We start from the raw sequence: 26,022 nt of genomic DNA on the forward strand, positions 1-26,022 counted from the left end.
CTTTTATATTAAAGTTGATATTCTTTTATAAATTCATCACTTATATCTAAAATACCTCTTTGTCTTAAAGAATCTATAACCTCTTTTGTACAATCTACATCATCAGGCCATCTTCTTTTAAAATTATCAAATGAATTTTTATTTGTACCATCAACACAAATTGTGTTTGAATCTATAAAGATATCTCTGTTTGAATCAATATTATTAACAACTCTCCACACTAACATATATGGATTATTTACATCATTTTGATTTGCTGCATCTACAATAACTAAAATCTTCATATATGGATATAAAGGTTTTAAATCCTCAAAAAGATTTTTTTGATTTCTTGTTTTATCAACAGTTATTACTGTAACTGGATTTTTTGTATTTGTAAAATATTGTTTTAAATCTTTAACTTCACTAGTAATCTCTTTCATTTTAGATAAAAGTTCATTATCAGATAATATAGTAATTCCTAACTCACTTATCTCTTCACCAGTACAATCTAATCCTAACTTACCACCCACTGCAAATTTAGGACTTGAATGGTCAAGGGCATCAACTACACCTTTTGAAATAAGCATATCATCTATATCTATTCTATTTAAGATATATTCAGTAATAGATTCATGCTCTGTTAAATCTGGTGCATCTTCTCCAACAAAAATGGCATGCTTAACAAAACTCATTTGCCCTACTCCCCAAAATGCGTGCATCATCTGGCTTGCATGTCCAGGATATAGAGTTTTGATTTTTGCTAAAATAAGATTATGAAACACTCCATTTTCTGGCATATAATAATCAATTAAATCTGGTGCTGTAGTTTTTAAAAGTGGTAAAAATATTCTTTCAGTTGCATGCCCCATATATTTATCTTCTAATGGTGGTTTTCCAACAACTGTAGCTAAATATGTAGGTTTTTCTTTAGATGTGATAGCACTAACTTCTAAAAATGGATACTCTTCTTCAAGGGTATAGTAACCTGTATGATCTCCAAATGGCCCTTCAATTTTCATTTTTGAAGTATCAACAAATCCTTCAATAACAAAGTCATTGTCTTTTGGAACCCAAATATCATTTGTAATAGATTTTACAAGTTGTGCATTTTTGTTTTTAACAAAACCATAAAGCATAAGCTCAAATACACCAATTGGAAGTGGAGCTTGTCCACACCAAATATACATAGGATCTCCACCTATACCTATTGATACTGGCATTTTTTCACCTGCTTTTTTATATTCATGGAAAAAGTGATTAGAATCTTTGTGAATTTGCCAATGCATTCCTAAAGTATGATCATCATAAACTTGTAGTCTATACATACCTAAGTTTTTCATTTCACCATTTAATGAAGTTGTGTAAACTTGTCCCATAGTAATGAATGGTCCACCATCTTGTTCCCATGTTGTTAAAATTGGTAAATCAGATAATTTTGCTTCTTCACCTAATTTTATAACTTGTTGACACTCACCTTTTCCTTTGTTTTTCTTAGGAATAGTATTTTTTAGTGCAAATAGTTTTCCAAAAGTTGACAACTTCTCAGAAAAAGTTGTGGGTGGCTTCATTTTTAGTAAAGATTCAATCTCACTTCCAATTTTATCACCATCTCCAATAAAAAGTTTTACCGCTTTTTCATTACAAAATACATTCATAAGAACAGGCATATCAAATTTCTTATTGTTTTTCTTATCTACAACATTAGTAAACAAAATTGCTTTGGAATCCTCTTTTTTAACTTCCACATATGCAACATGAGGTATCTCTAAATAGATATCCAATTCATCATCAATAACTTTAAGTAAGTCATTCTTTTTTAAAATTTCTATAGCTTCTTTCATTATATCCTCAAAATAACCTAATAATTAGTATAAATCTTATATCATTTTATCAATAAAAAATTGTTTATAATAGGGATATTTTGTATGATTTATAATTTTGATGAACTAATTGATAGAAAAAACACCTCTTGTGCTAAATATGATGCACTAGAAAAATATTTTGGATATGAAGATTTACAACCACTTTGGGTTGCAGACATGGATTTTAAAACTCCAGATGTGATAATTAATGCACTAAAAGAAAAAACAGATTTTGGAATGTTTGGATATCCAATTGCAACAGAAAAAACTTACAACTTAGTAAAGAATTGGATGAAAAAAAGACATAACTGGGATATAGATACATCTTGGATAAACTTTGTAAATGGTGTAGTTCCAGCTTATAGTGCTGCTATAGAAGCGTTTAGTGAAGAAGGTGATGAAATCATTGTTCAAACGCCTGTATATTTTCCACTCTTTAAACATATAAAATCTAATAATAGAAAACTTGTAAAAAACTCTTTAATTGAAGAGAATGGTTATTATAAAATGAATTTAGATGATTTAAAAAAGAAAATCACACCAAAAACAAAAATCTTTGTTTTATGTTCTCCACATAATCCTGTTGGGAGAGTTTGGGATAAAGAAGAACTAGAAGCTTTAGCAAAAATATGTATTGAAAATAAGATATTAATGATTAGTGATGAGATACATGCAGATATTGTTTTTAAAAAATTTACACCTCTTGCATCTATATCTGAAGAGATAGCAAATAATACTCTAACATTAAACTCTCCAGGTAAAACTTTTAACACTGCTGGATTAAATTGTGCCTATGCAATATGTAAAAATAAAGAAATAATGAATAAATTTAAAGAAATTGTAGAAAAAAGAGGTATAAGTTCAATTAATGTTTTTGGATTTACAGCTTTAGAAGCTGCTTACGAGTATGGCGAAGATTGGTTAGAAGAATTATTAGTTTACCTTAAGAATAATATTTATTTTACAAAAAATTATTTAGAAAAAAATAATTCTAAGATTGATTTTATTGAGCCAGAATCAACCTATTTACTTTGGTTAAGCTTTAAAAATACTATTAGTGACTATAACAAAGTGAAACAAAAGTTACTAGAAGAATCTAAAGTTGCTTTAAATGAAGGAATTAGTTTCGGACTCGAAGGAAAGGGGTATTTCAGACTAAATTGTGCACTACCTAAGGAAAATCTAGAAAAAGCACTGTGTAAAATGGTTACAAAATTCTAAGGAGTTTTTTCCTTAGTATTACCATTCTTCTCACTAAAAAATTAACTATGATTAATTTTTGCCATATGACCAAATAGTTACTTAAAATATTGTACAATTCTCTAAACAATATAAATATATGGGATAGATTATGTCAACACATTTAATTCTTTCGTCAGTTATATTTGTTGCAATTGCTTTTATATTAGTAGGAGTTTTCCTACTAACTAAGTATCTTGGACCAAATAAAACTGAAGACAAACTAAAAAACACTGTATATGAAAGTGGAGTTACAAATCCTGTTGGGAATACTAATATAAGATTCTCAGTAAAATTCTATTTAGTTGCAATTGGTTTTCTACTATTTGATGTAGAAATTATTTTTATGTTCCCTTGGGCCGTAAATATTTTAGAACTTGGATTTGCAGGTATTATTAAGATGTTTATCTTTATAGGATTACTATTTGCAGGATTAATATATATGTATAAGAAAAAGGCATTATCATGGGATTAGGAGCAGAAGCTAGCTTAGGTGATTCAATAATCACTACAAAATTAGACTCAGCTATTAACTGGGCTAGGTCATATTCAATGTGGCCAATGGCATTTGGTACTGCATGTTGTGGTATCGAATTCATGTCTGTTGCAGCTGCAAGATACGATGTATCTAGATTTGGTGCAGAGGTTGTAAGATTCTCACCAAGACAAGCAGACTTGCTAATTGTTGCAGGAACTATTACATATAAACAAGCACCTGTATTAAAGAAAATCTGGGATCAGATGTGTGAGCCTAAATGGGTTATATCTATGGGTGCATGTGCATGTTCTGGTGGTTTTTATGATAACTATACAACTTTACAAGGGATTGATGAAGTTATACCTGTAGATGAGTATGTTGCAGGGTGTCCTCCAAGACCTGAAGCTGTACTTGATGCAATTATGAGAATTCAAGAGAGATCTTATGATGAATCTATTATTAAAGATAGAGAAAGAAATTTCAAGGGGATTCTAGATGCTTAAACCAGACCTGCTTATTGATGCAAAAGATATCAAATCAACAATCACTAGACTTAAAAATGAAGAAGATTATACAATACTTCTAGATGTTACTGCTGTAGATTATATGCAATATCCAGATGTAACACCATCAAGATTTGCTGTAATTTATATTTTAAGAACAAGCAACTTTAAAAAACAAATGACAGTAAAAGCGTATGTAGATGATAATACTTTAGAAGTTGATTCAATTACAGACCTTTACTTTTCTGCTGATTGGGCAGAAAGAGAAGTATTTGACCAGTATGGTGTAAGATTCAAAGGTCATCCAAACTTAAAAAGAGTGTTAAACCACCATCAATTTGTTGGTCATCCACTAAGAAAAGATTATGAGATAACAAAAGGTCAAATCTGTACTGAAACTGAAGATTTAATGGATGAAATGATTCCTTTATTAAAAAGAAAAGGATATTCTGAAGCAGATTTAGAAGATTTAATGATGCTAAATGTTGGTCCTTCTCACCCTGCTTCACATGGTACTATTAGAAACTTTGTTGCAATGGAAGGTGAGACTATCCAAGCTTGTGTAACAGAAATTGGTTATCTTCATAGAGGTTTTGAAAAAGCCTGTGAAACACATAATTATTCTCAAGTTATTCCATACACAGATAGACTTAACTATTGTTCAGCCATTTTAAACAATATTGGTTATGCAAAAGCAATTGAAGATATGTTAGGTGTTGAGATTACTCCAAGAGCTAAAATGATTAGAGTAATTATTGGTGAATTAAGTAGATTAACAGACCACATTGTATGTAATGCTGCAAATATGGTTGACTTAGGTGGTCTTACAAACTTCTGGTATATCTTTGCTCCAAGAGATAAAGCATATGACCTATTTTCAAAACTTACAGGTGCTAGATTAACTAATTCATATACAAGAATTGGTGGTTTAGAATTTGATCTTTATGATGGTTTTGCAGAAGATTTAGATGATGTAATTAAAGATGTTGAAAAAGCTATAGAGGACTCTTTATCATTAATTGCACATAATAAAATTTTCCACGATAGAACACAAGATGTTGGTGTAATTGATGCACAATTTGCTCTTGATGCAGGTATCACTGGACCAAATCTTAGAGCTGCAGGAGTTGCTTTTGACTTAAGAAAAGATGCTCCTTATTATGGATATGAAAATTTTGATTTTGATGTTGTAGTTGGTTCACATGGAGATGTTTATGACAGAATTATGTGTAGATTTGAAGAGATGAGACAATCGATTAGAATCATTAGACAAGCAATGAAAGAGTTACCAGATGGTCCAATTAATTCAGACCATCCAGCTGTTTTATTACCACTTAAAAAAGATGTTTATGGAAATATTGAAGGTTTAATGAACCAATTTAAACTAACTTTTGAAGGTATCAAAGTTCCAAAAGGTGAATATTATGGTTCAACTGAAGGAGCTAATGGAGAACTTGGTTTTTATACTGTAAGTGATGGTTCAGGTACACCTTATAAAATTAAATGTAGACCACCTTGTTTTTATTCACTAGGTGGATATGCAAGAATTGTAGAAGGTAGTATGTTAGCTGATGCTGTTGTTACAATGGCAAGTATGAACTTTATTGCTGGGGAGTTTGATAGATAATGAGTAAATTTAAATATACAGAAGAGAAAGAACAAGAGTTCCAAAGAATAGCAAAGAAATATCCAAAAATCGATGCTATGATGCTTCCAGCACTTTGGTTAGTTCAAGAACAAGAGGGTTGGGTAAGTCCTGATGCAATGGTTTATGTTGCAGATAAATTAGGAAAAACTCCAATTGAAGTTTATGAATTTGCAACATTTTATACAATGTTTAATCTAAAACCAATTGGTACTTACCATATTGAGTTATGTAAAACTTTATCTTGTATGTTAATGGGTGCACCAGAACTTAAAAAATTTATTAAAGAAACAATTGGTATTGAGCCAGGTGAAACTTCAGAAGATGGTAAATTTCACTTAAGTGAAGTTGAATGTCAAGGTGCTTGTGGTGGAGCTCCAATGATTGCACTTAATCATACATACCATGAAAATTTAACTGTTGATAAGTTAAAAACAATCTTAGAGGAGTGTAAGTAATGGCAGTTGAATTAGTAAAAATTGTAAGTAAAAACTTTGACATTCCTGATTCTCATAAACTTGAAGTTGCTTTAAAAAATGGAAGATATGAATCTGTAGATAAAGCATTTTCAATGAAACCTGAAGATATAACTGAAGAGGTTGTAAAATCAGGACTAAGAGGAAAAGGTGGTGGTGGTGCTGCATGTGGACCGAAATGGAAACTTATGCCACCAGTTGATGAAAGACCAAGATATTTAATTGTAAATGGGGATGAATCAGAACCAGGAACTTTTAAAGATAGACAAATTTTCCAATACGATCCACACCTACTTATTGAAGGTATTATAGTTTCTTGTTGGGCACTTCAAGCAAATGATGCATATATTTACATTAGAGGTGAATATAAATGGTTCATTGATAGATTAAATGCTGCTATTGAAGAAGCTTATGAGGCTGGAATCATTGGTGATAAAGTTATGAATAAGTATGACTTTAGAGTAAATGTTACTGTTCACAGAGGTGGTGGAGCTTATATTTGTGGTGAAAAATCTGCTTTAATTGAATCAATTGAAGGTAAAAGAGGACACCCAAGATTAAAACCACACGGAAAAGAGTGTGAGTGGTTTTATGGACAACCTGCAACAGTAAATAATGTTGAAACAATCTCATCAGTTCCAAATATTGTATTAAATGGATATGAATCATATACTAAATGGGGAACTGAAAAAGCTCCTGGAACGATGCTTTTTGCTATGAGTGGACCAGTTAAAAATCCTGGTGTTTATGAATTACAATATGGTGAAAAGATGATTGATGTAATCAATGAAATTGGTGGTGGAATGAAAGATGGCTTAAAACTTAAAGCTGTTATTCCTGGTGGGGCATCTTGTCCTATTTTAACTGCCGAAGAAGTTGAAAAAGCTTACTTAGATTATGAATCGATGTGGGACATAGGTTCTACTTTAGGAACTGGGGGAATGATGATTATTCCTGAAGGTGTATCTATGGTAGATGTAGCTAAGAATTTAATTGAATTTTATCACCATGAATCTTGTGGTCAATGTACACCTTGTAGAGAGGGTACTGGTTGGATTGATAAAACAATCAAAAAGATTCTTGATGGGGTTGGTTCACAAGATGACATCCAGACAATTCTTGATGTTTGTGAAACTATGAATGGTAAAACGATTTGTGTTTTTGCACCAGCTGTAAAAGATATTATCAAAAGTATCGTGCAAAAATATACACATGAATTTGAAGAACATTTTAATAAATAAAACTATAAGGAGAAAAGATGGGAAAAAATACTTTTACATTAACAGATAACAGAGATGGTAGATCTTTCGAGTATGATATTATTAGTGGTACAAGAGGACCAGATGTAGTTGATATTAGATCATTTTATAAAGATTCAGGGATGTTTACTTATGACCCAGGATATACTTCTACAGCTTCTTGTGAATCAAAGATTACATTTATTGATGGTGAAAACTCTGAATTAAGATATAGAGGTATCCCTATTGAAGAACTAGCAGGAAAAAGATCATATCTTGATGTTTGTTATCTTCTAATGAGAGGTAATTTACCAACTGAAGAAGCTTCTAAAAACTTTGACTTAGAGATTAGACACAGATCTTTTCTTGATGAGGGTATTTTAAGATTATTTGATGCACTTCCTGATCATGCACATCCAATGGCAACTATGGGTGCAGCAACTATGGCTCTTGCAACAATCTATAAAGATCACTTAAACCTTAAATCTGATGAAGAGTTCAAAGTTATGAGAAGAAGAATCTTAGCAAAAATGCCTACAATTGCAGCAATGGCTTATAGAAATTCAATTGGTGTTCCAATGATTTATCCAGATGTAAATAGATACTTCACTGAAAACTTCTTATATATGTTAAGAGCATATCCAGGTGGTAAAATGAAATACCTTGGAAATGGGAAAAATGAAGAGATTAAACAAGTTGAAGTTGATGCTCTTGATGCAATCTTAACTTTACATGCTGACCATGAACAAAATGCTTCAACTACAACAGTTAGAAATGTTGGTTCAACTGAAGCTCACCCTTATGTTTCTATTGCTTCTGGTATTGCTGCATTATGGGGTTCTGCTCATGGTGGTGCAAATGAAAGAGTTATGGATCAATTAAAAATGATTGGTGATGTTAAAAACGTACCTACTTATATTGCAAAAGCAAAAGATAAAAACGATCCATTCAGACTTATGGGATTTGGTCACAGAGTTTATAAAAACAGAGACCCAAGAGCACAAGAACTTAAAAAATTACAAGATAAATTAAGAGAAGAGTTAAATCTTGACTCTAAATTATTAGATGTAGCTTCAGCAGTTGAAGAAGCAGCATTAAATGATGATTACTTCATCCAAAGAGGTTTATATCCAAATATTGACTTCTATTCAGGAGTTATTTTAACAGCTCTTAAAATTCCAGTAGAGATGTTTACTCCAATTTTCGTTATTGGTAGAATTCCAGGTTGGATTTCACAATGGTCAGAATTAAAACAAGACCCAGCAGCAAAAATTGCTAGACCAAGACAACTATACACTGGTAAATAAAAATAAAAGCGGACGATTTAAAAGGAGATTACACACTATGAGTGAACTTGTCAAATTTACGGTGGATGGGGAAGAAATTGAAGCAGATAAAGGCAGTCTTTTAATAGACAGCCTTTTAGATAGAGATATTCATATTCCTCACTTTTGTTATCACCAAGCTTTAGGAAAAGATGGAAACTGTAGAATGTGTATGGTTGAAATCGAGGGTCAAAAAAGACCACAAATTGCGTGTGATACTCCTGTAAAAGAGGGAATGATTGTAAGAACAAAAGGTGAAAAAATTGAAAAAGTAAGAAAAGATATTCTTGAACTTGAATTAATTAATCACCCTATTGACTGTCCTACATGTGACCAAGCAGGAGAATGTAAACTACAAGACTACTATATGGAGTCTGGTTTTTATCAATCAAGAGTTGATGTTAACCAAAAAGTTACAGCTAGAAAAAGAGTTGAACTTGGAAGCAATGTTATGCTTGACCAAGAAAGATGTGTACTTTGTACAAGATGTGTAAGATTTTGTTCAGAAATCACAGGTACAAATGAACTTGGAGTTATAAGTAGAGCAGATCACTCTGTTATTGGAACCTTCCCAGGAAGACCACTATCTAACCCATATGCAATGAATGTGGTAGATATATGCCCAGTTGGAGCATTAACTTCACAAGATTTCAGATTTAAACAAAGAGTTTGGTTTTTAGAGACTTTTGATGCAATTTGTAATGGATGTTCTAGAGGATGCAACATTACAGTTGACCATAGAAAAGAGAAATATAAAGATGATCAAATTTTTAGATTCAAGCCAAGAGTTAATAAAGCAGTTAATGGTTGGTTTATGTGTGATGAAGGAAGACTTTCATACAAAAATGAAGCTGAAAATAGATTTGAAACTGCATTAATGGATGGAGAAGAGACTCTTTTTGATAATGCAATTACAAAAGCTTTTAAAATCTTAACACAAAAAAATAAAACTTTATTTTTACTAGATCCAAGTCTTTCATTAGAAGAGATGCAAAATGCTAAAAAATTAGCAGAAGTATTAAATACTAATATTTCAGGTTATGCACCTCAATATATTGATGAAACTTTTGGTGACGACTATTTAAAGAAAAATGATAAATCTGCAAATAGAGCTTCGTATAAAGAGTTAGATATCGATGAAAGTGAAGAGAACTTTAATAAACTAGTTAAAGAGTCTGATACAATTGTTATTTTAGGTAATACTTATTTTGATAAAAACTTAGATTTATTATCAAACAAAAAAGTTATTAGCTTTTTCTCACATAAAAATGAAACAGTATCAAAATCTGGAATTGCTATACCTGTAGCTTCATTCTATGAAAAAAGTGGTACATATATTAACTTTGAGGGAATAAAACAAAGAGTGATTTCAAAAATGAAGAAAGATAATCCTAAAGAGACTATCACTTCAATAATAGAATATATTAAAACTATGATAGATAAAGGTAGCCTATGAGTACAGCTGCAATAGTTATTATTATTATAAATATTCTTCTTGCAAAAATATTATCAGTTGGAACTACTCCAATTATGGTATGGTGGGAAAGAAGAGTTGCTGGGTTTATGCAAGATAGAACTGGACCAAACAGAGCTGACATTGGAGGGATAAGACTTGGTGGTCTTATTCAAGCAATAGCAGATATGTTAAAACTTGTATTTAAAGAGGATTTTACTCCTGCACATATTAAGTACAAATTTTTATATACAATTGCTCCTGCTCTTGTATTTATCTGTTCATTTTTAACAATGGCAGTTATTCCATTTGCTGATAACTTAGTTGTTGATGGTGAAAGTTTCATGATGCAAGCTATTCCAACACAGCTTGGAATTATGTGGTTCTTAGCATTTGCTGGATTATCTGTATTTGGTATTATTTTAGGTGGTTATGCATCTCAAAATAAATATGGACTTTTAGGTGGTATTAGAGCATCTGCACAAGTTATCTCGTATGAGGCAGCTATGGCATTATCAGTAATCTCTATTCTTTTAACTTATGGTTCAATTAACTTAAATGATATGGTTCAAGTACAAGGTGGAACATTTTGGGGAGTTATTCCTGCATGGGGAATATTTATGCAACCTTTAGCTGCATTAATTTTTATTGTTACAGCTTTTGCTGAAACAAATAGAACACCTTTTGATATAGCTGAAGGTGAATCTGAAATTGTTGCAGGTTATCATACTGAGTATTCAGCAATGAGATTTGGTCTTTTCCAAGTTGGTGAATATGCAGCAATGTCAGCTTCATCAGCAATTATTGTTACTCTATTTTTAGGTGGATATCAAATCCCTTGGATGGATACACAAACAATTCAAAGTAATATCAATTATGTGATGATTGCTATCATTATTTTATTACCTTTAAAAGCATTCTTCTTTGCTAAATGGATGAATAAAAACTATGATTGGCTTGATAAAAACGACAAAAGACAAAAAGAGAAAAATATTCTTATCAAAGGATTCTGGGGAATTGCAATTATTATTTCAGCTAGTTTAATAGCTTTAATTGCGACAGGATTAGGTGAGAATGGTGTAAACATTGCAACAGCAGTTATTCAAATAGGAACATTTGTAGCTAAATTTTTATTTATGAATTTTGTATTTATTTGGATTAGATGGACACTTCTTAGATTTAGATATGACCAATTACAAATGTTAGGATGGAAAGTTCTTATTCCATTATCAATATTAAACATTGTAGTTACAGCTATTGTTGTTGTAGCGATAGGAAGTTAATATGGGAATTAAAATAGTAGAAAGACATGGTAAGTCTTTAAAAGATAAGTTATATATACCTGCAATTGCAGCAGGTATGAAAACTACTTTTTCTCACTTTAAGAAAAATCTTGGTGATGTATCAAACTTAAGAACGATGCAATACCCAGAAGTACAACCTACTGATATCACAGAAAGATATAGAGGTGTACATAGACTTACAAAGTGGGAAGATGAGAGTGAGAAATGTGTTGCTTGCTATATGTGTGCAACAGCTTGTCCTGCTCAATGTATCTTTATTGATGCAGAAGAGAGATTTGATGGTGTAGCTGAAAAGAGACCTAAAGAGTTTAAAATTGACCTTTTAGAGTGTGTGTTCTGTGGATATTGTGTTGAGGCTTGTCCTTGTGATGCAATTAGAATGGACACAGGTATTTTTAGTTTCACTGCAAGTAAAAGAGAAGATTTTGTAGTAGATAAAGAACGACTTATGTCACATGAGCGTTCAAAGGATTTTGATGATGAGTGATATTATTTTTATAGGACTTAGTTTTTTTGCAATAACTGGTGGAATTGCAATGTTAGTTTATAAGAATCCTATGTATTCTGCATTGGGTTTACTTGTTTCAATTATGGCAGTAGCAGGTATGTTTGCATTATTAAATGCAACTTTCCTTTTTATGGTTCAAATAATTGTTTATGCAGGTGCTATTATGACTCTGATTTTATTCTTACTAATGTTTCTTAACATTAAAGAAGAAAATCTTCCTCAAGAGCCTAAAAAATATTTTTTAATTGGACTTGGCGCAGTTATAATGATCCCTTTTAATGTTGTTATATTAAAAGCTGTTTCAAACTTACCAGATGCAGATATGAATATTGTAGAGGGAACTTTTGGTGATATTAAACCAATTGGTGGTTTATTATATGATGATTGGATTTTAGCATTTGAGTTAATCTCAATTCTACTTTTAATTGCATTAGTAGGTTCAATTGTTTTAGCAAAAAGAAAAAAAACAAATAAGGAAAACGCATGATTAGTTTAACATCATATGCATTTGTTTCTATGATTCTTTTCTCTATTGGAGTTATAGGTGTAATTGCTAGAAGAAATATATTTGTAATCTATATGTCTATTGAGTTGATGTTAAATGGGGTTAACCTATTCCTTATAACATTTGCTAGATACCACTTTAATATGGATCCACAAATTATTACAATTATGGTTATATCAATTGCAGCTGCTGAAGCGGCAATTTTTCTTTCTGTTATTATACTTCTTTACAGATCGAAAAAATCACTTGATACAGATATCTTTACAACTTTAACACAAGGAGAGAAATAATGGTTGATACTTCACTTCTTGTATGGATTATTTTAGCTCCTTTATTTGGTGCTATTTTAAATGCAGGGTTTTATTTTTATCATATAAAGAGAAAGCCAATTCCTGAATTAGTGTTTTCACTAATTGGTACTGGTACTCCATTAATTGCATTTTTAATCACACTATCGTTGTTTTTAAATATGGTAGATAGCGATACTACATATAGACAAGAGTTATTTACTTGGGTTAATATTGATACTTTAAATATATCAATGGCCTTCTTAGGTGATAAACTAGCTATTTTCATGTCAATGTTTGTTACATTTATTGGTTGGTTAATTCATATCTATGCAATTGGATATATGACAAAAGATGAAGGTTTTGGTAAGTTCTTTGCATACTTTAACCTATTCTTAGCATCAATGTTAATTTTAGTACTTGCTGATAACCCAGTAATTTTATTTATTGGATGGGAAGGGGTAGGACTTTGTTCTTACTTACTAATTGCATTTTACTATTCTGAAACAGATAATGTACTTGCAGGTAACAAAGCCTTTATAGCAAATAGAGTTGGTGACTTTGGTTTTATCTTAGGTATTGTAACTTTATTCTTTGCTTTAGGTGGTGTAGATTTAAGTTTCTCTTCATTAGAAGCTAATATTTCAAATGCCTCAACTTCTCTTTTAGTACTTTCAGGTTTCTTATTATTTGTTGGTGCTATGGGTAAATCAGCACAGATTCCATTATATGTATGGCTTCCTGATGCGATGGCAGGTCCAACACCAATTTCAGCATTAATCCATGCAGCTACAATGGTAACAGCTGGGGTTTATATGGTTGCAAGATTCCACTTTTTATATAGTGGAATAGAAGAGATTGGAACATTTATAGCTTATATTGGTGCTTTTTCAGCTTTACTTGCAGCAGTAATTGCTACAAGACAACAAGATATTAAAAAGATTCTTGCATACTCAACAATGTCTCAATTAGGATATATGTTCATTGCAGTTGGTCTTGGTTTTTATAGTTCTGGATTATTTCATGTATTAACTCACGCTTTCTTTAAAGCTATGTTATTCATGGGTGCTGGGGGTATGATTATAGCTTTACATCACGAACAAAACATCTTTAAGATGGCACAACACAGAGTTCAACTTCCAATTATTGGAATTACATTCTTAATTGGTGTTATTGCAATTTCTGGGATTCCACCGTTTTCTGGTTTCTTCTCAAAAGATGCTATTTTAGCAGCAGCTTTCCAAGAGGGGCAATATTTAATCTGGGGAATTGGAATGTTTACAGCATTTTTAACAGCATTTTATATGTTTAGAATGTATTTTATACTTTTTGTTGCACCAAACAAACATACAAAACATTATGTTTACACATCAAAAACAATCACATTACCATTACTTATTTTAGCTATTGGTGCAGTTGGAGCTGGTTTCTTAAATTTACCAGCAGCTTTAGGTGGAGAACATATGGTTGATACATGGTTAGCTCAAACTAACTCAATAGAAGTTCATATGTCACATACTACTGAATATATCCTAATGGTTGTTTCAGTATTAGTTGCAGCTTCAGGTATTTTTGTAGCATATAAAAAATATGCTAACTTTGATGTTTATAAACCAGAAAGTGAAGAGGGATTAATTGCTAATAAATTCTATGTTGATGAGATTTATGATGCAGTGTTTGTTAAAACTTCAAAAGCTATCTCTACATTTATTGATAAAGTGCTTGATATGAGTATTATTGATGCTCTAATTATGAATGGATGTAACCAATTTATCAATTTTGGTAAAAAAGTTGCGCAATTACAAAATGCGAATGTAAGATTTTATGCAGTATTTATGCTTGTGGGTATGAGTTGTGTATTTATCTATCTATATATTTCTTTAGGATTATAATATGAGTGCAGATATATTATCGTTTATTATCTTTTTACCAGCAGTAGTTGCCTTTGGTTTAATGATTACAACAAAACATGTAGATACAGTTAGAAATATTGCATTTTTAACAACTACAGTAATTTTAGCACTTGTATTAAAAATCTATATTGATTTTGAACCAAGTGCAGGTATGCAGTTTGTATCAAATGTACCATGGATTGCTTCTTATGGTATTAATTATTACATTGGTGTTGATGGATTCTCATTAACAATTCTTATGATGATTGCTATTTTAATTCCTACAGCATATCTTCTTTTATGGGAAGGTAGAACAAAGGGTTACTGGATTAATATGCTTCTTGTTCAAACAGGTGTAACAGGTGCATTATTATCTTTAGATGTAATTTTATTCTATTTCTTCTGGGAAGTTATGTTATTACCAGTATTCTTAATGATTGGTATTTATGGATTTGGAGACAAAGTATTTACTACTATTAAAGTTACTGTTTATACAATGCTTGGTTCTTTATTAATGTTTGTAGCAATTTTATACTTAGGTGTAAGTTACTTTAATGAGTTTGGGAATTGGTCTTTCCAATATGACTCTTTAACTCAAATTACAACTCTAAGTTATAATGAAAAAATTTGGTTATTTTTAGCATTTCTTTCAGCTTTTGCTATTAAAATTCCAATTTTTCCATTACATACTTGGATTATGGAAACATATAAAAATGCTCCAACAGGTGCAGTATTTTTACTATCTTCAATCATGGCTAAACTTGGGGTTTATGCAATTGTAAGATTTATGATTCCAATTTTCCCAGATATCTATGTTGAATTCTCAACTTGGTTTGTATTTATTGGATTATTTGGTTTAGTTTACTTTGGTATTGCAGCACTTATGCAAGATGATGTTAAAAGAATGTTCGCATACTCTTCAGCATCTCACTTAAGTTTTATAGCCGCTGGTATCTTTTCTCTAAATGAATTTGGTATCAATGGAGCATTATATTTAATCATTGCTCACGCAATTGCAACGGGTGCTTTATTCTTATTAGTTGGAATTATTCATGATGAAACTGGATATAAAACAATTAAAGATTTAGGTGGATTAGCTAAACAATCTCCAATCTTTACAACAATTTTTGCAATTATGCTTTTTGCAAATATTGGTCTTCCAGGAACAAATGGATTTGTATCTGAACTTTTAATTATTTTTGGTATTTATGAGTTCAATCATACACTAGGTTACATCTCTGCACTAACTGTTATTATTGGTGCTTCATATATGTTATGGATGTTCCAAAGAGCAATCTTAGTTAAAAGAGAATCTGGTGAAGATTTAAAATTTAGAGATTTAAAAATCAAAGAGATTATTGGTTTAGCACCATGGGTTATTTTAGTATTCCTAATGGGTATTTATCCAGATATTTTTATGGATAAATTTGAACCAACAGTTACACACTATTTAAATGACATTTTACATATTGGAGCAGCAAAATGAGTCAACTAATTCACATATTACCAGTATTAACTGTACTAATAGCGGCTGTTGCATTGATGTTTATGAGTATGTATGAGAATAAATTCTCAATTAAAACATTTATTACTGTTTCATCTGTAGTTTTAGTTGCTACACTTATTATGGCATTTATTCCATTTGGTGAATCATATTCAATTAAACCATATGAGTCAATTTTTAATAATGTACTAATTTTTGATACATTTTCAAACTTTTTCCATGTATTATTAATTGGTGGTACTTTATTAACATTATTAATTGGTGAGCACTATTTCCAACATAGATCATATTTTAAAGGTGAGTTTTTCTCAATTTTATTATTTGCTTTATTTGGAATGATGTTATTAGCAAATGCAAATGAATTAGTTACTGCTTATATTGCACTTGAAATTGCATCTTTTGCTGTATATATTATGGTTGGTTACAACTCAGATGATAGCAGAAGAGTTGAAGCAATTTTCAAATATTTAGTTCTTGGTTCATTTATTGGAGCATTTTACCTATTAGGTGTAGTTTTAGTTTATGGAGTTACACAAACAACAAACTTAACAGAAATAGCTACATTTATCACTTCAAATAATGTTGCAGATATGCCATTATTATATATTGGTTTAACTCTTATTTTATTTACATTCTTGTTTAAGATTTCTGCATTCCCATTCCAACAATGGGTGTTAGATGTTTATAGAGGTGCACCGATGATTATCACTGCATTTATGGCATCTACATTTAAAATTGCAATTTTCTCTTTCTTCTTAAGAGCAATCTTACAAGATATAGAACCATTAATTGATTTCTGGGATTCTATTATTTATGTAATTATTGTATTAACTTTAGTATTTGGAACTTGGTTAGCAGTAACACAAAAAATTGTTAAAAGAATGCTTGCAGCTTCATCGATTGTTCATACAGGATATATGTTATTAGCATTTATTGCTATTGGTCAAAATATTGATGCAGCTTATGCAATTGTATTTTATCTAATTGCATACCTTTTATCAGCACTTGGTTCTTTTGGACTTGTTTCTCATATTATTTCAGAAACAAAAGTAAGAGTTACATATGATGACTTCAAAGGTTTAGCACATGAAAGACCATTTTTAGCAGCAATGATGACAGTATTTATGTTCTCTCTTGCTGGTATCCCATCAACTATAGGATTTATAGGTAAGTTTTATGTATTTACAGAAGCAATCAATGCTGGATTTACTGCTTTAGCAATCTTAGCAATTATTGCAACTTTTGTGTCTGTATATTATTACTTTAAACTTATTGCAATGATGTACTTTTATCCAACAAAAGATGAATGTGTGTCAAATGACTTCAATGACAGAAGAATCTCAACTTATGCTATTGCATTCTTGGCAATTGCTACAGTTGTAGGTGGAATTGGTAGTGTAATTGTATTCTTTATACCTGCACTTAATATCGATTCATTAATCAATTTAACTCAAATCTCAATTCAATCACTATTTATCAAATAGTGATGTGTTGATAGGTAACATGTATGCATAATATTTTAAAATTATGTATACATGCTTAAGCTTTAAAAAACCCCATAAAATGGGATATTTTATTTTAAAAATGTACACTTCGTACAATAATTGTACATAGCTTTTACATAATTGTGCACCCCAATATAAGGGGAATTTCGCTATTATAATGCTATTAAACAGACGAAAAAATTCATTAAGAAAGGATGTCAAATGAGTGACCTAATAGAAGGTTATTTAGGTAAGACTGTAGAGAGAAAGAAGAGTAGAGTTCCAGCTAAACTTGATTATATTCAAAGTGCAACTGGTTTATTTCTAGGTCTTTTTATGTGGGGACATATGTTTATGGTGTCTTCTATTTTAGTTAGTAAAGATTTTATGTACGCTGTTACAAAATTCTTTGAAGCAAGTTTTATTTTTGATGGAGGTAATCCTTTATTAGTTTCTATTCTTGCATTAGTTGTATTTATTATATTTATAACACACGCTGCAATGGGTATGAGAAAACTTCCAGCTAACTTCAAGCAATATCAAGTTATGAAGGCTCATGCAAATAACATGGGACACGAAGATACAAAGTTATGGTTTGTTCAAGCTTTTACTGGTTTTGCTATGTTCTTCTTAGGTTCAGTACACTTATATATCATTATGACTCAAGCAGATGCAATTGGACCATATGCGAGTGCAGATAGAGTTTGGTCTAACTGGATGTGGCCATTATATATTCTTTTATTGTTAGCTGTTGAATTCCATGGTACTATTGGGTTATATAGACTTGCAGTTAAATGGGGATGGTTTGACGGAAAAGATCCTAAAGCAACTAGAAAAAAACTTAAAACATATAAAAAAGCCTTAACTTGGTTCTTCTTAATCTTAGGTTTTGCTACTTTAGCAGCTTATATGAAAATTGGTTATGAAAACAAACAAGCAGGTAATGTTGGTAATAAATATGTTCCAACTGCACAAATTATGGAATATAAAATTAATGATGGGAGAGTTGCATAATGAAAATTAATTATTGTGATGCATTAGTAATCGGTGGAGGATTAGCAGGACTTAGAGCTGCTGTTGCTGCACAGAAAAAAGGATTAAGTACAATTGTTTTATCATTAGTTCCTGTTAAAAGATCTCATAGTGCGGCTGCACAAGGTGGTATGCAAGCATCTTTAGGTAATGCTAAAATGGCTGATGGTGATAATGAAGATTTACACTTTGCAGATACAGTAAAAGGTTCAGACTGGGGATGTGATCAAGATGTTGCAAGAATGTTCGTTACAACTGCACCTAAAGCAATTAGAGAATTAGCTTCATGGGGTGTGCCTTGGTCTAGAGTTAAAGCTGGTCCACACGATGCTGTAATTAATGCTAAGAAAACTACTATTACTGAAGAAGAAGATAGACATGGACTAATCACTTCAAGAGACTTTGGTGGTACTAAAAAATGGAGAACATGTTATACAGCAGATGCAACTGGACATACAATGTTATTTGGTGTTGCAAATGAAGCTTTAAAACATGATGTTGATATTAGAGATAGAAAAGAAGCACTTTCAATTATCCATGAAGATGGTAGATGTTATGGTGCTGTAGTTAGAGATTTAATTACTGGTGAATTAGAAGCTTATGTTGCTAAAGGTACATGTATAGCAACTGGTGGATATGGTAGAGTATTTAAACAAACTACAAATGCTGTTATCTGTGAAGGTACAGGTGCTGCTATTGCTCTTGAAACTGGTATTGCAACCTTATCAAATATGGAAGCTGTACAATTTCACCCAACTCCAATTGTTCCATCAGGTATTTTATTAACTGAAGGTTGTAGAGGTGATGGTGGTGTTCTAAGAGACGTAGATGGACATAGATTTATGCCAGATTACGAACCAGAGAAAAAAGAACTTGCATCAAGAGACGTTGTTTCAAGAAGAATGATTGAGCACATTAGAAATGGTAAAGGTGTTCCTTCTCCATATGGTTTCCACGTATGGTTAGATATCTCTATTCTTGGTAGAGAGCACATCGAAAGAAACTTAAGAGATGTTCAAGAGATTTGTCAAATCTTTAATGGTATCGATCCAGCTGATGAGGGTCCAAAAGGTTGGGCTCCAGTACTTCCAATGCAACACTACTCTATGGGTGGTATTAGAACTAAACCAACTGGTGAATCTACTAGATTATCTGGTTTATTTGCTTGTGGTGAAGCTTCTTGTTGGGATATGCACGGATTCAATAGACTTGGAGGAAACTCAGTTTCTGAAACTGTTGTTGCGGGTATGATTATTGGTAACTATTTTGCTGATTTCTGTTTAGAAAACGATGTTACAATCCCTACTTCTACAATTCAAAAATTTGTTGATGAGCAAGATGCTTATTTAGATGAATTATTATCATACAATGGAAGCGAAGATATCTTCAAAATCAAAAATAGAATGAAAGAACTAATGGATGAAAAAGTTGGTATCTTTAGATCAGGTGAGCCATTAAAAGAAGCAGTAGAAGAGTTAAAAGAGTTATTACAAAAAACTAAACAAATCACTGTAAAATCAAAAGAAAGAGCTGGTAACCCAGAACTTGAAGAAGCATATAGAGTTCCTAAGATGTTAAAAGTTGCATTATGTGTAGCTAAAGGTGCTAGAGATAGAACTGAATCAAGAGGTGCACACTATAGAGAAGATTATCTAAAAAGAGATGATGCAAACTGGCTAAAAAGAACACTTTGTACTTGGCCAAACAAAGATGATATTGAACCAACAATTGAATATGCAGACTTAGACATCATGAAAATGGAAATGCCACCAGCATTTAGAGGTTATGGTGCTAAGGGTATGATTATTGAAAATGAATTATCTGTAAAAAGACAAGAAGAAGTTGATTCAATTAGAGAAAAGATGGAAGCTGATGGTAAAGATAGACATGAGATTCAAGATGCACTTATGCCATTTGATTTACCAATGAACTATAAAGAGAAAAATGAAAGAGCAGGAGACAAGTAATGAGTACACAAAAAGGTAGAGAAATTACAATTAAAGTACTTAAATTTAATCCAAGAAGTGCGGTTTCAAAACCTCACTATGTTGATTATAAATTAGAAGAAACTCCAGGGATGACTCTTTTTATTGCATTAACATACATTAGAGAAAACCTAGACCCAGACTTATCATTTGACTTTGTTTGTAGAGCAGGTATTTGTGGTTCTTGTGGTATGGTTGTAAATGGTAAACCTGCACTAGCTTGTAGAACACTGATTGCAAACTATCCTGATGGTGTTATTACACTACTTCCTATGCCAGCATTTGAACTGATTAAAGATTTATCAGTTAATACTGGTAAATGGATGGATGCAATGTCTAAAAGAGTTGAATCATGGGTTGTTACTAATGAAGAGACTGATATTACAAAACTTGAAGAAAGAATTGATCCAGAAGTTGCAAATGATACATTTGAGTTAGATAGATGTATTGAATGTGGTATTTGTGTTGCTTCTTGTGGTACTATGCTAATGAGACCAGACTTTGTTGGTCCAGTTGGGATGAACAGAGTAGCAAGATTCGAAATTGATCCACATGATAAAAGAACAGCTGATGATTTCTATGAATTAATCGGTGATGATGATGGTATTTTTGGTTGTATGTCATTAATGGCTTGTGAAGACCATTGCCCAAAACACTTACCATTACAAAATAAAATAGCTTATTTAAGAAGAAAACTAGTTTCACTTAGATAATTATATGAGAGGTTCCCTCTCATATAAAAACAAGTATAAAAAGTCAATTACTCTTAGGAGTAATTGGCTTTTTCTATTTTAGAGAGAAAAAAATTAGTTTTAAAACTTAACTTTACTTTAAAAATTCATTTTTATACTTTTATAAAAATGCCCAATTAAAGTCATTTAACTAAGATATTATTACATCTTTATTTAAAAAGATCAGAAAGAGAGGTTAATAATTTGAGTTTAGCAAGTGATTATTTTTTATTATATCATGGTATAAGTGATATAGAACAAACTACAACTTATGGTACAAATGAAAACAAAGAGAAAGATGAATTTTTTGAGATAGCATCATTGATACTTTGTGCAACGAGAAAAGATTATGAAAAATTTATTACCCTTGAAAGTTTTAAAAATTTAACATCAAAAATCACTAACAAAACTGTAAATAATCTAGATGAACTTTATCAACTTCAATTTTGTATTATAGATGCAATAGAAAATGATACAAGAAATTGTCACATAGAAAAAATGCATGAAAGTTTTGAATTCCTAAAAGAAGAAAACATAATTGGTCACTTTGAATATAATAAACTTATCTCTCTTTTTGATCCTGAAGAATTAGCTTCTTGTGATGATGAAATTGCCGTTGAAGATGAATTTCAAGTTGATGAGAAAAAACCATTTAAAGAAGCTAAAATTCACTTAGAAGAGATAATTGCTGAACTACAAGAGATTTTCATAACAGATGATTTTAAAGAAGAATTATCAAATACCTACAATTATCTTGAAAACCAAAAGTTTTCTATTGGTATAACAGGTGTTATGAATGCAGGTAAATCAACTATGCTTAATGCACTTATGGGACAAGAGATATTAGGAAGTGCAGTAGTACCTGAAACAGCCAATCTTACAATTGTAAAACATGGTAAACCAGAAGCAAAAGTGTTTTACTGGAATAAAGAAGAATGGGGAAAAATTGAACAAAGTTCAAATGAGATTGAATCAATAAAAGAGTTTGTAGATGAAACAAAAAAAATCTTTGGTGATGAGTTAGATAATCTTATAAAAGAAGAATCAGTAAATGAAAATGTTGACATAAACAATCTTGCAGCTTACACTTCTGCTGAAGCTAGTGGGAAAAAATGTAATTTAGTTAAATATGTTGAACTAAAATCTGATTTGAATTTCTTAAGTGATGGTATAGAGATAGTTGATACACCAGGACTTGATGACCCAGTAATACAAAGGGAAGAGATAACAAAAGAGTATTTATCTGCTTGCGATTTAATGATTCATCTAATGAATGTAAGTCAAAGTGCAACACTTAAAGATGTAGAGTTTATCATTGATGCCCTACTTTACCAAAATATTACAAAATTACTAATTGTTATCACAAGAGCTGATACTGTTTCAAAAGAGCAATTAGAAGAGGTTATAAACTATACGAAATCTTCTATTGAACAACAATTAAAACTACAAAATAAAGATAGTAAATTAAACTATATCTTAGAGCATATAAAATTTATTCCAATCTCGGGGAAAATGGCGTTATACCATAGAACAGGAAGAAGTGAAGAAGCCGTAAATGCTGGATATAACTTAGAAGACACAGGTATTTTAGAGATTGAAGAGTATCTAGATGATACACTATTTGGGGTAAACTCTTCTAAATCTGAGTTAATTATAAAAGGTGCCCAAACACAAATCCAAAAAACTATCACAAAAGAGTTAAAATCTTTTAATTATGAACTTGTTCTATTATCAAAAACAAAAGATGAATTACTTATTGATTTAGAAAACTTCACTAAAAAGAAAGATACAAATAAAAGAATTTTTGCTTCACTTAATGAAGATATTAATCTTTATAAAAAAGATGCTAAAAATTATGTTGAAACTCTAGAAACATTCCTTTCAACAGAACTTATAGATTTACAAAACATTATCAAACAAAGGGTATTTAGTGATGTAAAATACTCTTTTGAAAAAACAAAGAAAAGACCTGAAAGTTCAAGAATTAGAACTATAATTGAAACAGCTATAAAAGATGGTATTATAGATATTATTAGAGACTACAGATATAAATTTATTAAAAAATCTCAAAGTATTGGTGAGATTTGTGAACAAAAATATCAGGATTTAGGTTTTGTTATTGGTCACAAAAATGACAACTTTGATGCCAGAGGTTTCTTCCAAGATGACTTTAAATCTGGCTTCTTAACATCTTCAAATGAAGTTTTAATTAACAAGATAATCAATGAAGTAAGTAAAACAAAAGAGAATAAACTATTAGAATTTGATAGAACAATTGAAACTTTTATAAAAGAGGAGTTTTCTACTATTGAAAAAACCATTAAAGAAAAAGCTAAAACTGTATCTGAAATTTTAATTGATAATTTCTTTAAAGAGATTGCTGAGCCACTTAATGTATTTGAACATAAATTAAAAAAAGATGAAAAACTGTTACAAGATAGAATCCAAAATTTTGAAGAAAAAGAGCTAAATAAAGAGACTGTAACAATAGAGATTCATAAAAAGATAAAAAGACTAGAAGCAATCAATAAAGGACTTAAATCATGAGTATCTTAAATGGATTTGTAAAAGAATTTAATGAAAAATTTGTAAAAAAAGAGGAAGAGTTTGAAGAGGGTTTAGCAGGAGATATAAAAAGAATAAGAGCAAAACTTCTTGATGAGAAATTCTTACCGTCAATACAATTAAGAAATATTCTTGATAAACAAATTAGACGGGCAAGATATCCAATGGAAGTTGCAATTACTGGACAATTTTCTTCAGGTAAATCAACTTTTCTTAATGCCCTTTTATCAAAAAATATTTTACCAACGGGTATCACTCCTGTTACATCAAAAGTAAATTTTATAAATTATGGAGAAGAGTATAAACTAAAAATCACATATTATTCTGGTGCGCAAGAGTATGCTCCAATAGAAGCTATTGCAGATTTTACAGACCAAAGAAAACATGATATGAGAGATATTAAATATCTTACACTTTATGCTCCAATGGATATATTAAAAGATATCTCTTTTGTAGATACTCCAGGTCTTAATTCACAATCACAAAGTGATACAGATACTACAAGAAGAGTTTTAAGGGATGTTGGTGGGATAATTTGGTTAACTCTAATTGATAATGCTGGAAAACTAAGTGAAGCTCAAGTTTTAGAAGAATATATGCAACACTTTAAAAATAAATCACTTTGTGTATTAAATCAAAAAGATAAATTTACCCAAGATCAAATTGAGACAACAACAAAATATATAAAAGATAAATTTGGTAAGTTTTTTGCTAAAGTAGTTCCCATATCAGCTAAAATGGCCCTTGAGTCAAGGTCTGCTCATAGTGACATTTTAATACATGATGAGTATGAAAAATTTATCAAAAAATTTAAAGAAGACTTACGAATTAATGATGTTAATACTTTGAATTTTTTTGAAAAAGATTTTGAAGACTATAAAAATAAAATTAAAAAGATAAAAGAAATAGATTCATCAGGGAATACAAAACTTCTTGAAGAATCTAATATTCAAGATGTTTTAGATTTCATTGATAATACAATTAGACCACAAGCTGCAGAATCAAAAGAATATGCGATTAAAAAAGATTTAAAAGGGATTTGTAATATTTTAGTAAAAGAGTATGAAACTATTATTGCCGTATATGATTCTTTAATAGAAATACTTAAAAATGCAGAAGATGATGTTTTAGAAGCCTTTGAAAATATCCATAAAACTTACTCAAAAGAGCTATTCTCCGTTTATAACTCATTAGAATCAATTATGGAAAAAATGGCCCATGAAACATATAAAAGTATAAAAAAACAAAAAGCTTCAAGGTATGAAGAAAAAAGTGGATTTTTACATAAAGATAGTTACGAAAGAATCGAATACGAAACCTATTGGATTGATTCAGATAATGTATATAAAAATCTATTTTATGATGATCAAACTATAGATAAAATGTTTAAAAGAGCTATAAAAGAATTAAAACAAGTTGAATTAGATAGTAATGAAGCATATAGAAATGTTTACAGAGAGATCAAACATAGAATTCATAGATGGCAAGAACCATATGAACAATTAAAAAAACACAGAGAGATTGCTTCAGATATGGAGTTCTCTTCAACAAGACACTTTGCAGCAAAGGTTTATGAAAATGTATTAAGAAGTTTTCATAGAGCAATATTAGAAAATATTTCTGCATTAAGAAAAAAATTTGCATATTTTAATGGAGCACTTTCTTATTCATATATACAAACAACTCAAGCAACAATTGCTCACTTTGAGCAACAAATTGCAGAATCAGTTACATTATATGAAAAAGAACCTACAAAATTTACAATTTATCATCCAAGAGAAGATGAAATACTAACAAAACTAAAAGCTAATTTTGGATTTGAAAAAATTGAGGATTTCTTAACATCAAAAAGAAATTATCTATTTAAAATTATCCAATATTCAAAAAAGCAGTATTTAGATATTAATAAAGATAGAATTGAATTTGTTGAATCAAAAAAACTTGAATATATTAAAAAAATTGAGGATATAAAAATTATCAAAAACGATATTTAATATACCCTTTACTTAAATATAATTTAATTC

At 30.5% G+C, this 26,022-nt stretch carries 21 protein-coding genes; 20 read left to right on the forward strand and 1 reads right to left on the reverse strand.

Annotated elements, in window-relative coordinates; genetic code table 11:
• Positions 1–8 precede the first annotated feature (8 nt).
• Positions 9–1,823: a menaquinone biosynthesis decarboxylase gene (locus tag ACKU3H_RS00425; protein ID WP_320035001.1), complete on the reverse strand. Its 1,815-nt coding sequence runs from the start codon at positions 1,821–1,823 to the stop codon at positions 9–11.
• 84 nt (positions 1,824–1,907) lie between these two features.
• On the opposite strand from ACKU3H_RS00425, the gene ACKU3H_RS00430 reads away from it, so the two are divergent.
• The 20 genes from ACKU3H_RS00430 to ACKU3H_RS00525 all read left to right on the forward strand — a co-directional run bounded on the left by ACKU3H_RS00430 (position 1,908) and on the right by ACKU3H_RS00525 (position 25,992).
• A complete protein-coding gene (locus tag ACKU3H_RS00430) occupies positions 1,908–3,065 on the forward strand; it encodes a PatB family C-S lyase (RefSeq protein ID WP_320035002.1) in 1,158 nt (385 codons plus the stop codon).
• Between the two features lie 130 nt (positions 3,066–3,195).
• Positions 3,196–3,558 (forward strand): NADH-quinone oxidoreductase subunit A, encoded by a 363-nt coding sequence (locus tag ACKU3H_RS00435; RefSeq protein ID WP_320035003.1) that lies wholly within the window; start codon positions 3,196–3,198, stop codon positions 3,556–3,558.
• Entirely contained in the window at positions 3,549–4,064 is a 516-nt protein-coding gene (locus ACKU3H_RS00440) for an NADH-quinone oxidoreductase subunit NuoB (RefSeq protein ID WP_320035004.1), read from the forward strand. The genes ACKU3H_RS00435 and ACKU3H_RS00440 overlap by 10 nt, the downstream gene beginning before the upstream one ends.
• On the forward strand, positions 4,057–5,691 hold the full coding sequence (locus ACKU3H_RS00445; protein WP_320035005.1) for an NADH-quinone oxidoreductase subunit D: 1,635 nt from the start codon (positions 4,057–4,059) through the stop codon (positions 5,689–5,691). Before ACKU3H_RS00440 ends, ACKU3H_RS00445 begins: the two co-directional genes overlap by 8 nt.
• Positions 5,691–6,167, forward strand: coding sequence for an NAD(P)H-dependent oxidoreductase subunit E (locus ACKU3H_RS00450; RefSeq protein ID WP_320035006.1), 477 nt, complete (start codon positions 5,691–5,693; stop codon positions 6,165–6,167). Before ACKU3H_RS00445 ends, ACKU3H_RS00450 begins: the two co-directional genes overlap by 1 nt.
• Positions 6,167–7,426 carry an NADH-quinone oxidoreductase subunit NuoF gene (nuoF, locus tag ACKU3H_RS00455; RefSeq protein WP_320035007.1) on the forward strand — a complete coding sequence of 420 codons (1,260 nt, stop codon included), beginning with the start codon at positions 6,167–6,169 and terminating at the stop codon, positions 7,424–7,426. The genes ACKU3H_RS00450 and nuoF overlap by 1 nt, the downstream gene beginning before the upstream one ends.
• Positions 7,427–7,443: 17 nt before the next feature.
• Positions 7,444–8,730, forward strand: a complete 1,287-nt coding sequence (locus ACKU3H_RS00460) for a citrate synthase (protein ID WP_320035008.1) — start codon at positions 7,444–7,446, stop codon at positions 8,728–8,730.
• Positions 8,731–8,767: 37 nt separating this feature from the next.
• Entirely contained in the window at positions 8,768–10,204 is a 1,437-nt protein-coding gene (locus ACKU3H_RS00465; RefSeq protein ID WP_320035009.1) for a 2Fe-2S iron-sulfur cluster-binding protein, read from the forward strand.
• On the forward strand, positions 10,201–11,484 hold the full coding sequence (locus ACKU3H_RS00470; RefSeq protein ID WP_320035010.1) for a complex I subunit 1 family protein: 1,284 nt from the start codon (positions 10,201–10,203) through the stop codon (positions 11,482–11,484). Before ACKU3H_RS00465 ends, ACKU3H_RS00470 begins: the two co-directional genes overlap by 4 nt.
• A 1-nt stretch (position 11,485) precedes the next feature.
• Entirely contained in the window at positions 11,486–11,992 is a 507-nt protein-coding gene (locus ACKU3H_RS00475; RefSeq protein ID WP_320035011.1) for an NADH-quinone oxidoreductase subunit I, read from the forward strand.
• Positions 11,985–12,500: an NADH-quinone oxidoreductase subunit J gene (locus ACKU3H_RS00480; RefSeq protein WP_320035012.1), complete on the forward strand. Its 516-nt coding sequence runs from the start codon at positions 11,985–11,987 to the stop codon at positions 12,498–12,500. Before ACKU3H_RS00475 ends, ACKU3H_RS00480 begins: the two co-directional genes overlap by 8 nt.
• Complete coding sequence (nuoK, locus tag ACKU3H_RS00485; RefSeq protein WP_320035013.1) at positions 12,497–12,808, forward strand: NADH-quinone oxidoreductase subunit NuoK; 312 nt, start codon at positions 12,497–12,499, stop codon at positions 12,806–12,808. The genes ACKU3H_RS00480 and nuoK overlap by 4 nt, the downstream gene beginning before the upstream one ends.
• The gene (gene nuoL, locus ACKU3H_RS00490) at positions 12,808–14,697 is read left to right on the forward strand and encodes an NADH-quinone oxidoreductase subunit L (protein WP_320035014.1); all 1,890 of its coding nucleotides are present in this window, start codon (positions 12,808–12,810) and stop codon (positions 14,695–14,697) included. Before nuoK ends, nuoL begins: the two co-directional genes overlap by 1 nt.
• A 1-nt stretch (position 14,698) precedes the next feature.
• The gene (locus ACKU3H_RS00495) at positions 14,699–16,183 is read left to right on the forward strand and encodes an NADH-quinone oxidoreductase subunit M (RefSeq protein WP_320035015.1); all 1,485 of its coding nucleotides are present in this window, start codon (positions 14,699–14,701) and stop codon (positions 16,181–16,183) included.
• Complete coding sequence (locus tag ACKU3H_RS00500) at positions 16,180–17,685, forward strand: NADH-quinone oxidoreductase subunit N (protein WP_320035016.1); 1,506 nt, start codon at positions 16,180–16,182, stop codon at positions 17,683–17,685. The genes ACKU3H_RS00495 and ACKU3H_RS00500 overlap by 4 nt, the downstream gene beginning before the upstream one ends.
• Before the next feature lie 222 nt (positions 17,686–17,907).
• The gene (locus ACKU3H_RS00505; protein WP_320035017.1) at positions 17,908–18,699 is read left to right on the forward strand and encodes a fumarate reductase cytochrome b subunit; all 792 of its coding nucleotides are present in this window, start codon (positions 17,908–17,910) and stop codon (positions 18,697–18,699) included.
• Positions 18,699–20,684 carry a fumarate reductase flavoprotein subunit gene (locus ACKU3H_RS00510; RefSeq protein WP_320035018.1) on the forward strand — a complete coding sequence of 662 codons (1,986 nt, stop codon included), beginning with the start codon at positions 18,699–18,701 and terminating at the stop codon, positions 20,682–20,684. Before ACKU3H_RS00505 ends, ACKU3H_RS00510 begins: the two co-directional genes overlap by 1 nt.
• On the forward strand, positions 20,684–21,415 hold the full coding sequence (locus ACKU3H_RS00515) for a fumarate reductase iron-sulfur subunit (protein WP_320035019.1): 732 nt from the start codon (positions 20,684–20,686) through the stop codon (positions 21,413–21,415). The genes ACKU3H_RS00510 and ACKU3H_RS00515 overlap by 1 nt, the downstream gene beginning before the upstream one ends.
• Positions 21,416–21,637: 222 nt before the next feature.
• Complete coding sequence (locus ACKU3H_RS00520; protein ID WP_320035020.1) at positions 21,638–23,980, forward strand: dynamin family protein; 2,343 nt, start codon at positions 21,638–21,640, stop codon at positions 23,978–23,980.
• Complete coding sequence (locus tag ACKU3H_RS00525; RefSeq protein WP_320035021.1) at positions 23,977–25,992, forward strand: dynamin family protein; 2,016 nt, start codon at positions 23,977–23,979, stop codon at positions 25,990–25,992. The genes ACKU3H_RS00520 and ACKU3H_RS00525 overlap by 4 nt, the downstream gene beginning before the upstream one ends.
• Positions 25,993–26,022: the final 30 nt, after the last annotated feature.

Source organism: Halarcobacter sp. (assembly GCF_963675975.1).
GTDB lineage: Bacteria > Campylobacterota > Campylobacteria > Campylobacterales > Arcobacteraceae > Halarcobacter.

What these genes read in the sequence shown, in the direction of transcription:
- ACKU3H_RS00480 (WP_320035012.1), top strand. Translation starts at nt 11,985, where the DNA reads ATGAGTGATATTATTTTTATAGGACTTAGTTTTTTTGCAATAACTGGT.
- ACKU3H_RS00440 (WP_320035004.1), top strand. Translation starts at nt 3,549, where the DNA reads ATGGGATTAGGAGCAGAAGCTAGCTTAGGTGATTCAATAATCACTACA.
- ACKU3H_RS00510 (WP_320035018.1), top strand. Translation starts at nt 18,699, where the DNA reads ATGAAAATTAATTATTGTGATGCATTAGTAATCGGTGGAGGATTAGCA.
- ACKU3H_RS00515 (WP_320035019.1), top strand. Translation starts at nt 20,684, where the DNA reads ATGAGTACACAAAAAGGTAGAGAAATTACAATTAAAGTACTTAAATTT.
- ACKU3H_RS00435 (WP_320035003.1), top strand. Translation starts at nt 3,196, where the DNA reads ATGTCAACACATTTAATTCTTTCGTCAGTTATATTTGTTGCAATTGCT.
- nuoK (WP_320035013.1), top strand. Translation starts at nt 12,497, where the DNA reads ATGATTAGTTTAACATCATATGCATTTGTTTCTATGATTCTTTTCTCT.
- ACKU3H_RS00430 (WP_320035002.1), top strand. Translation starts at nt 1,908, where the DNA reads ATGATTTATAATTTTGATGAACTAATTGATAGAAAAAACACCTCTTGT.
- ACKU3H_RS00445 (WP_320035005.1), top strand. Translation starts at nt 4,057, where the DNA reads ATGCTTAAACCAGACCTGCTTATTGATGCAAAAGATATCAAATCAACA.
- ACKU3H_RS00465 (WP_320035009.1), top strand. Translation starts at nt 8,768, where the DNA reads ATGAGTGAACTTGTCAAATTTACGGTGGATGGGGAAGAAATTGAAGCA.
- ACKU3H_RS00475 (WP_320035011.1), top strand. Translation starts at nt 11,486, where the DNA reads ATGGGAATTAAAATAGTAGAAAGACATGGTAAGTCTTTAAAAGATAAG.
- ACKU3H_RS00495 (WP_320035015.1), top strand. Translation starts at nt 14,699, where the DNA reads ATGAGTGCAGATATATTATCGTTTATTATCTTTTTACCAGCAGTAGTT.
- ACKU3H_RS00425 (WP_320035001.1), bottom strand. Translation starts at nt 1,823, where the DNA reads ATGAAAGAAGCTATAGAAATTTTAAAAAAGAATGACTTACTTAAAGTT.
- ACKU3H_RS00470 (WP_320035010.1), top strand. Translation starts at nt 10,201, where the DNA reads ATGAGTACAGCTGCAATAGTTATTATTATTATAAATATTCTTCTTGCA.
- ACKU3H_RS00500 (WP_320035016.1), top strand. Translation starts at nt 16,180, where the DNA reads ATGAGTCAACTAATTCACATATTACCAGTATTAACTGTACTAATAGCG.
- ACKU3H_RS00525 (WP_320035021.1), top strand. Translation starts at nt 23,977, where the DNA reads ATGAGTATCTTAAATGGATTTGTAAAAGAATTTAATGAAAAATTTGTA.
- ACKU3H_RS00460 (WP_320035008.1), top strand. Translation starts at nt 7,444, where the DNA reads ATGGGAAAAAATACTTTTACATTAACAGATAACAGAGATGGTAGATCT.
- ACKU3H_RS00505 (WP_320035017.1), top strand. Translation starts at nt 17,908, where the DNA reads ATGAGTGACCTAATAGAAGGTTATTTAGGTAAGACTGTAGAGAGAAAG.
- nuoL (WP_320035014.1), top strand. Translation starts at nt 12,808, where the DNA reads ATGGTTGATACTTCACTTCTTGTATGGATTATTTTAGCTCCTTTATTT.
- ACKU3H_RS00450 (WP_320035006.1), top strand. Translation starts at nt 5,691, where the DNA reads ATGAGTAAATTTAAATATACAGAAGAGAAAGAACAAGAGTTCCAAAGA.
- nuoF (WP_320035007.1), top strand. Translation starts at nt 6,167, where the DNA reads ATGGCAGTTGAATTAGTAAAAATTGTAAGTAAAAACTTTGACATTCCT.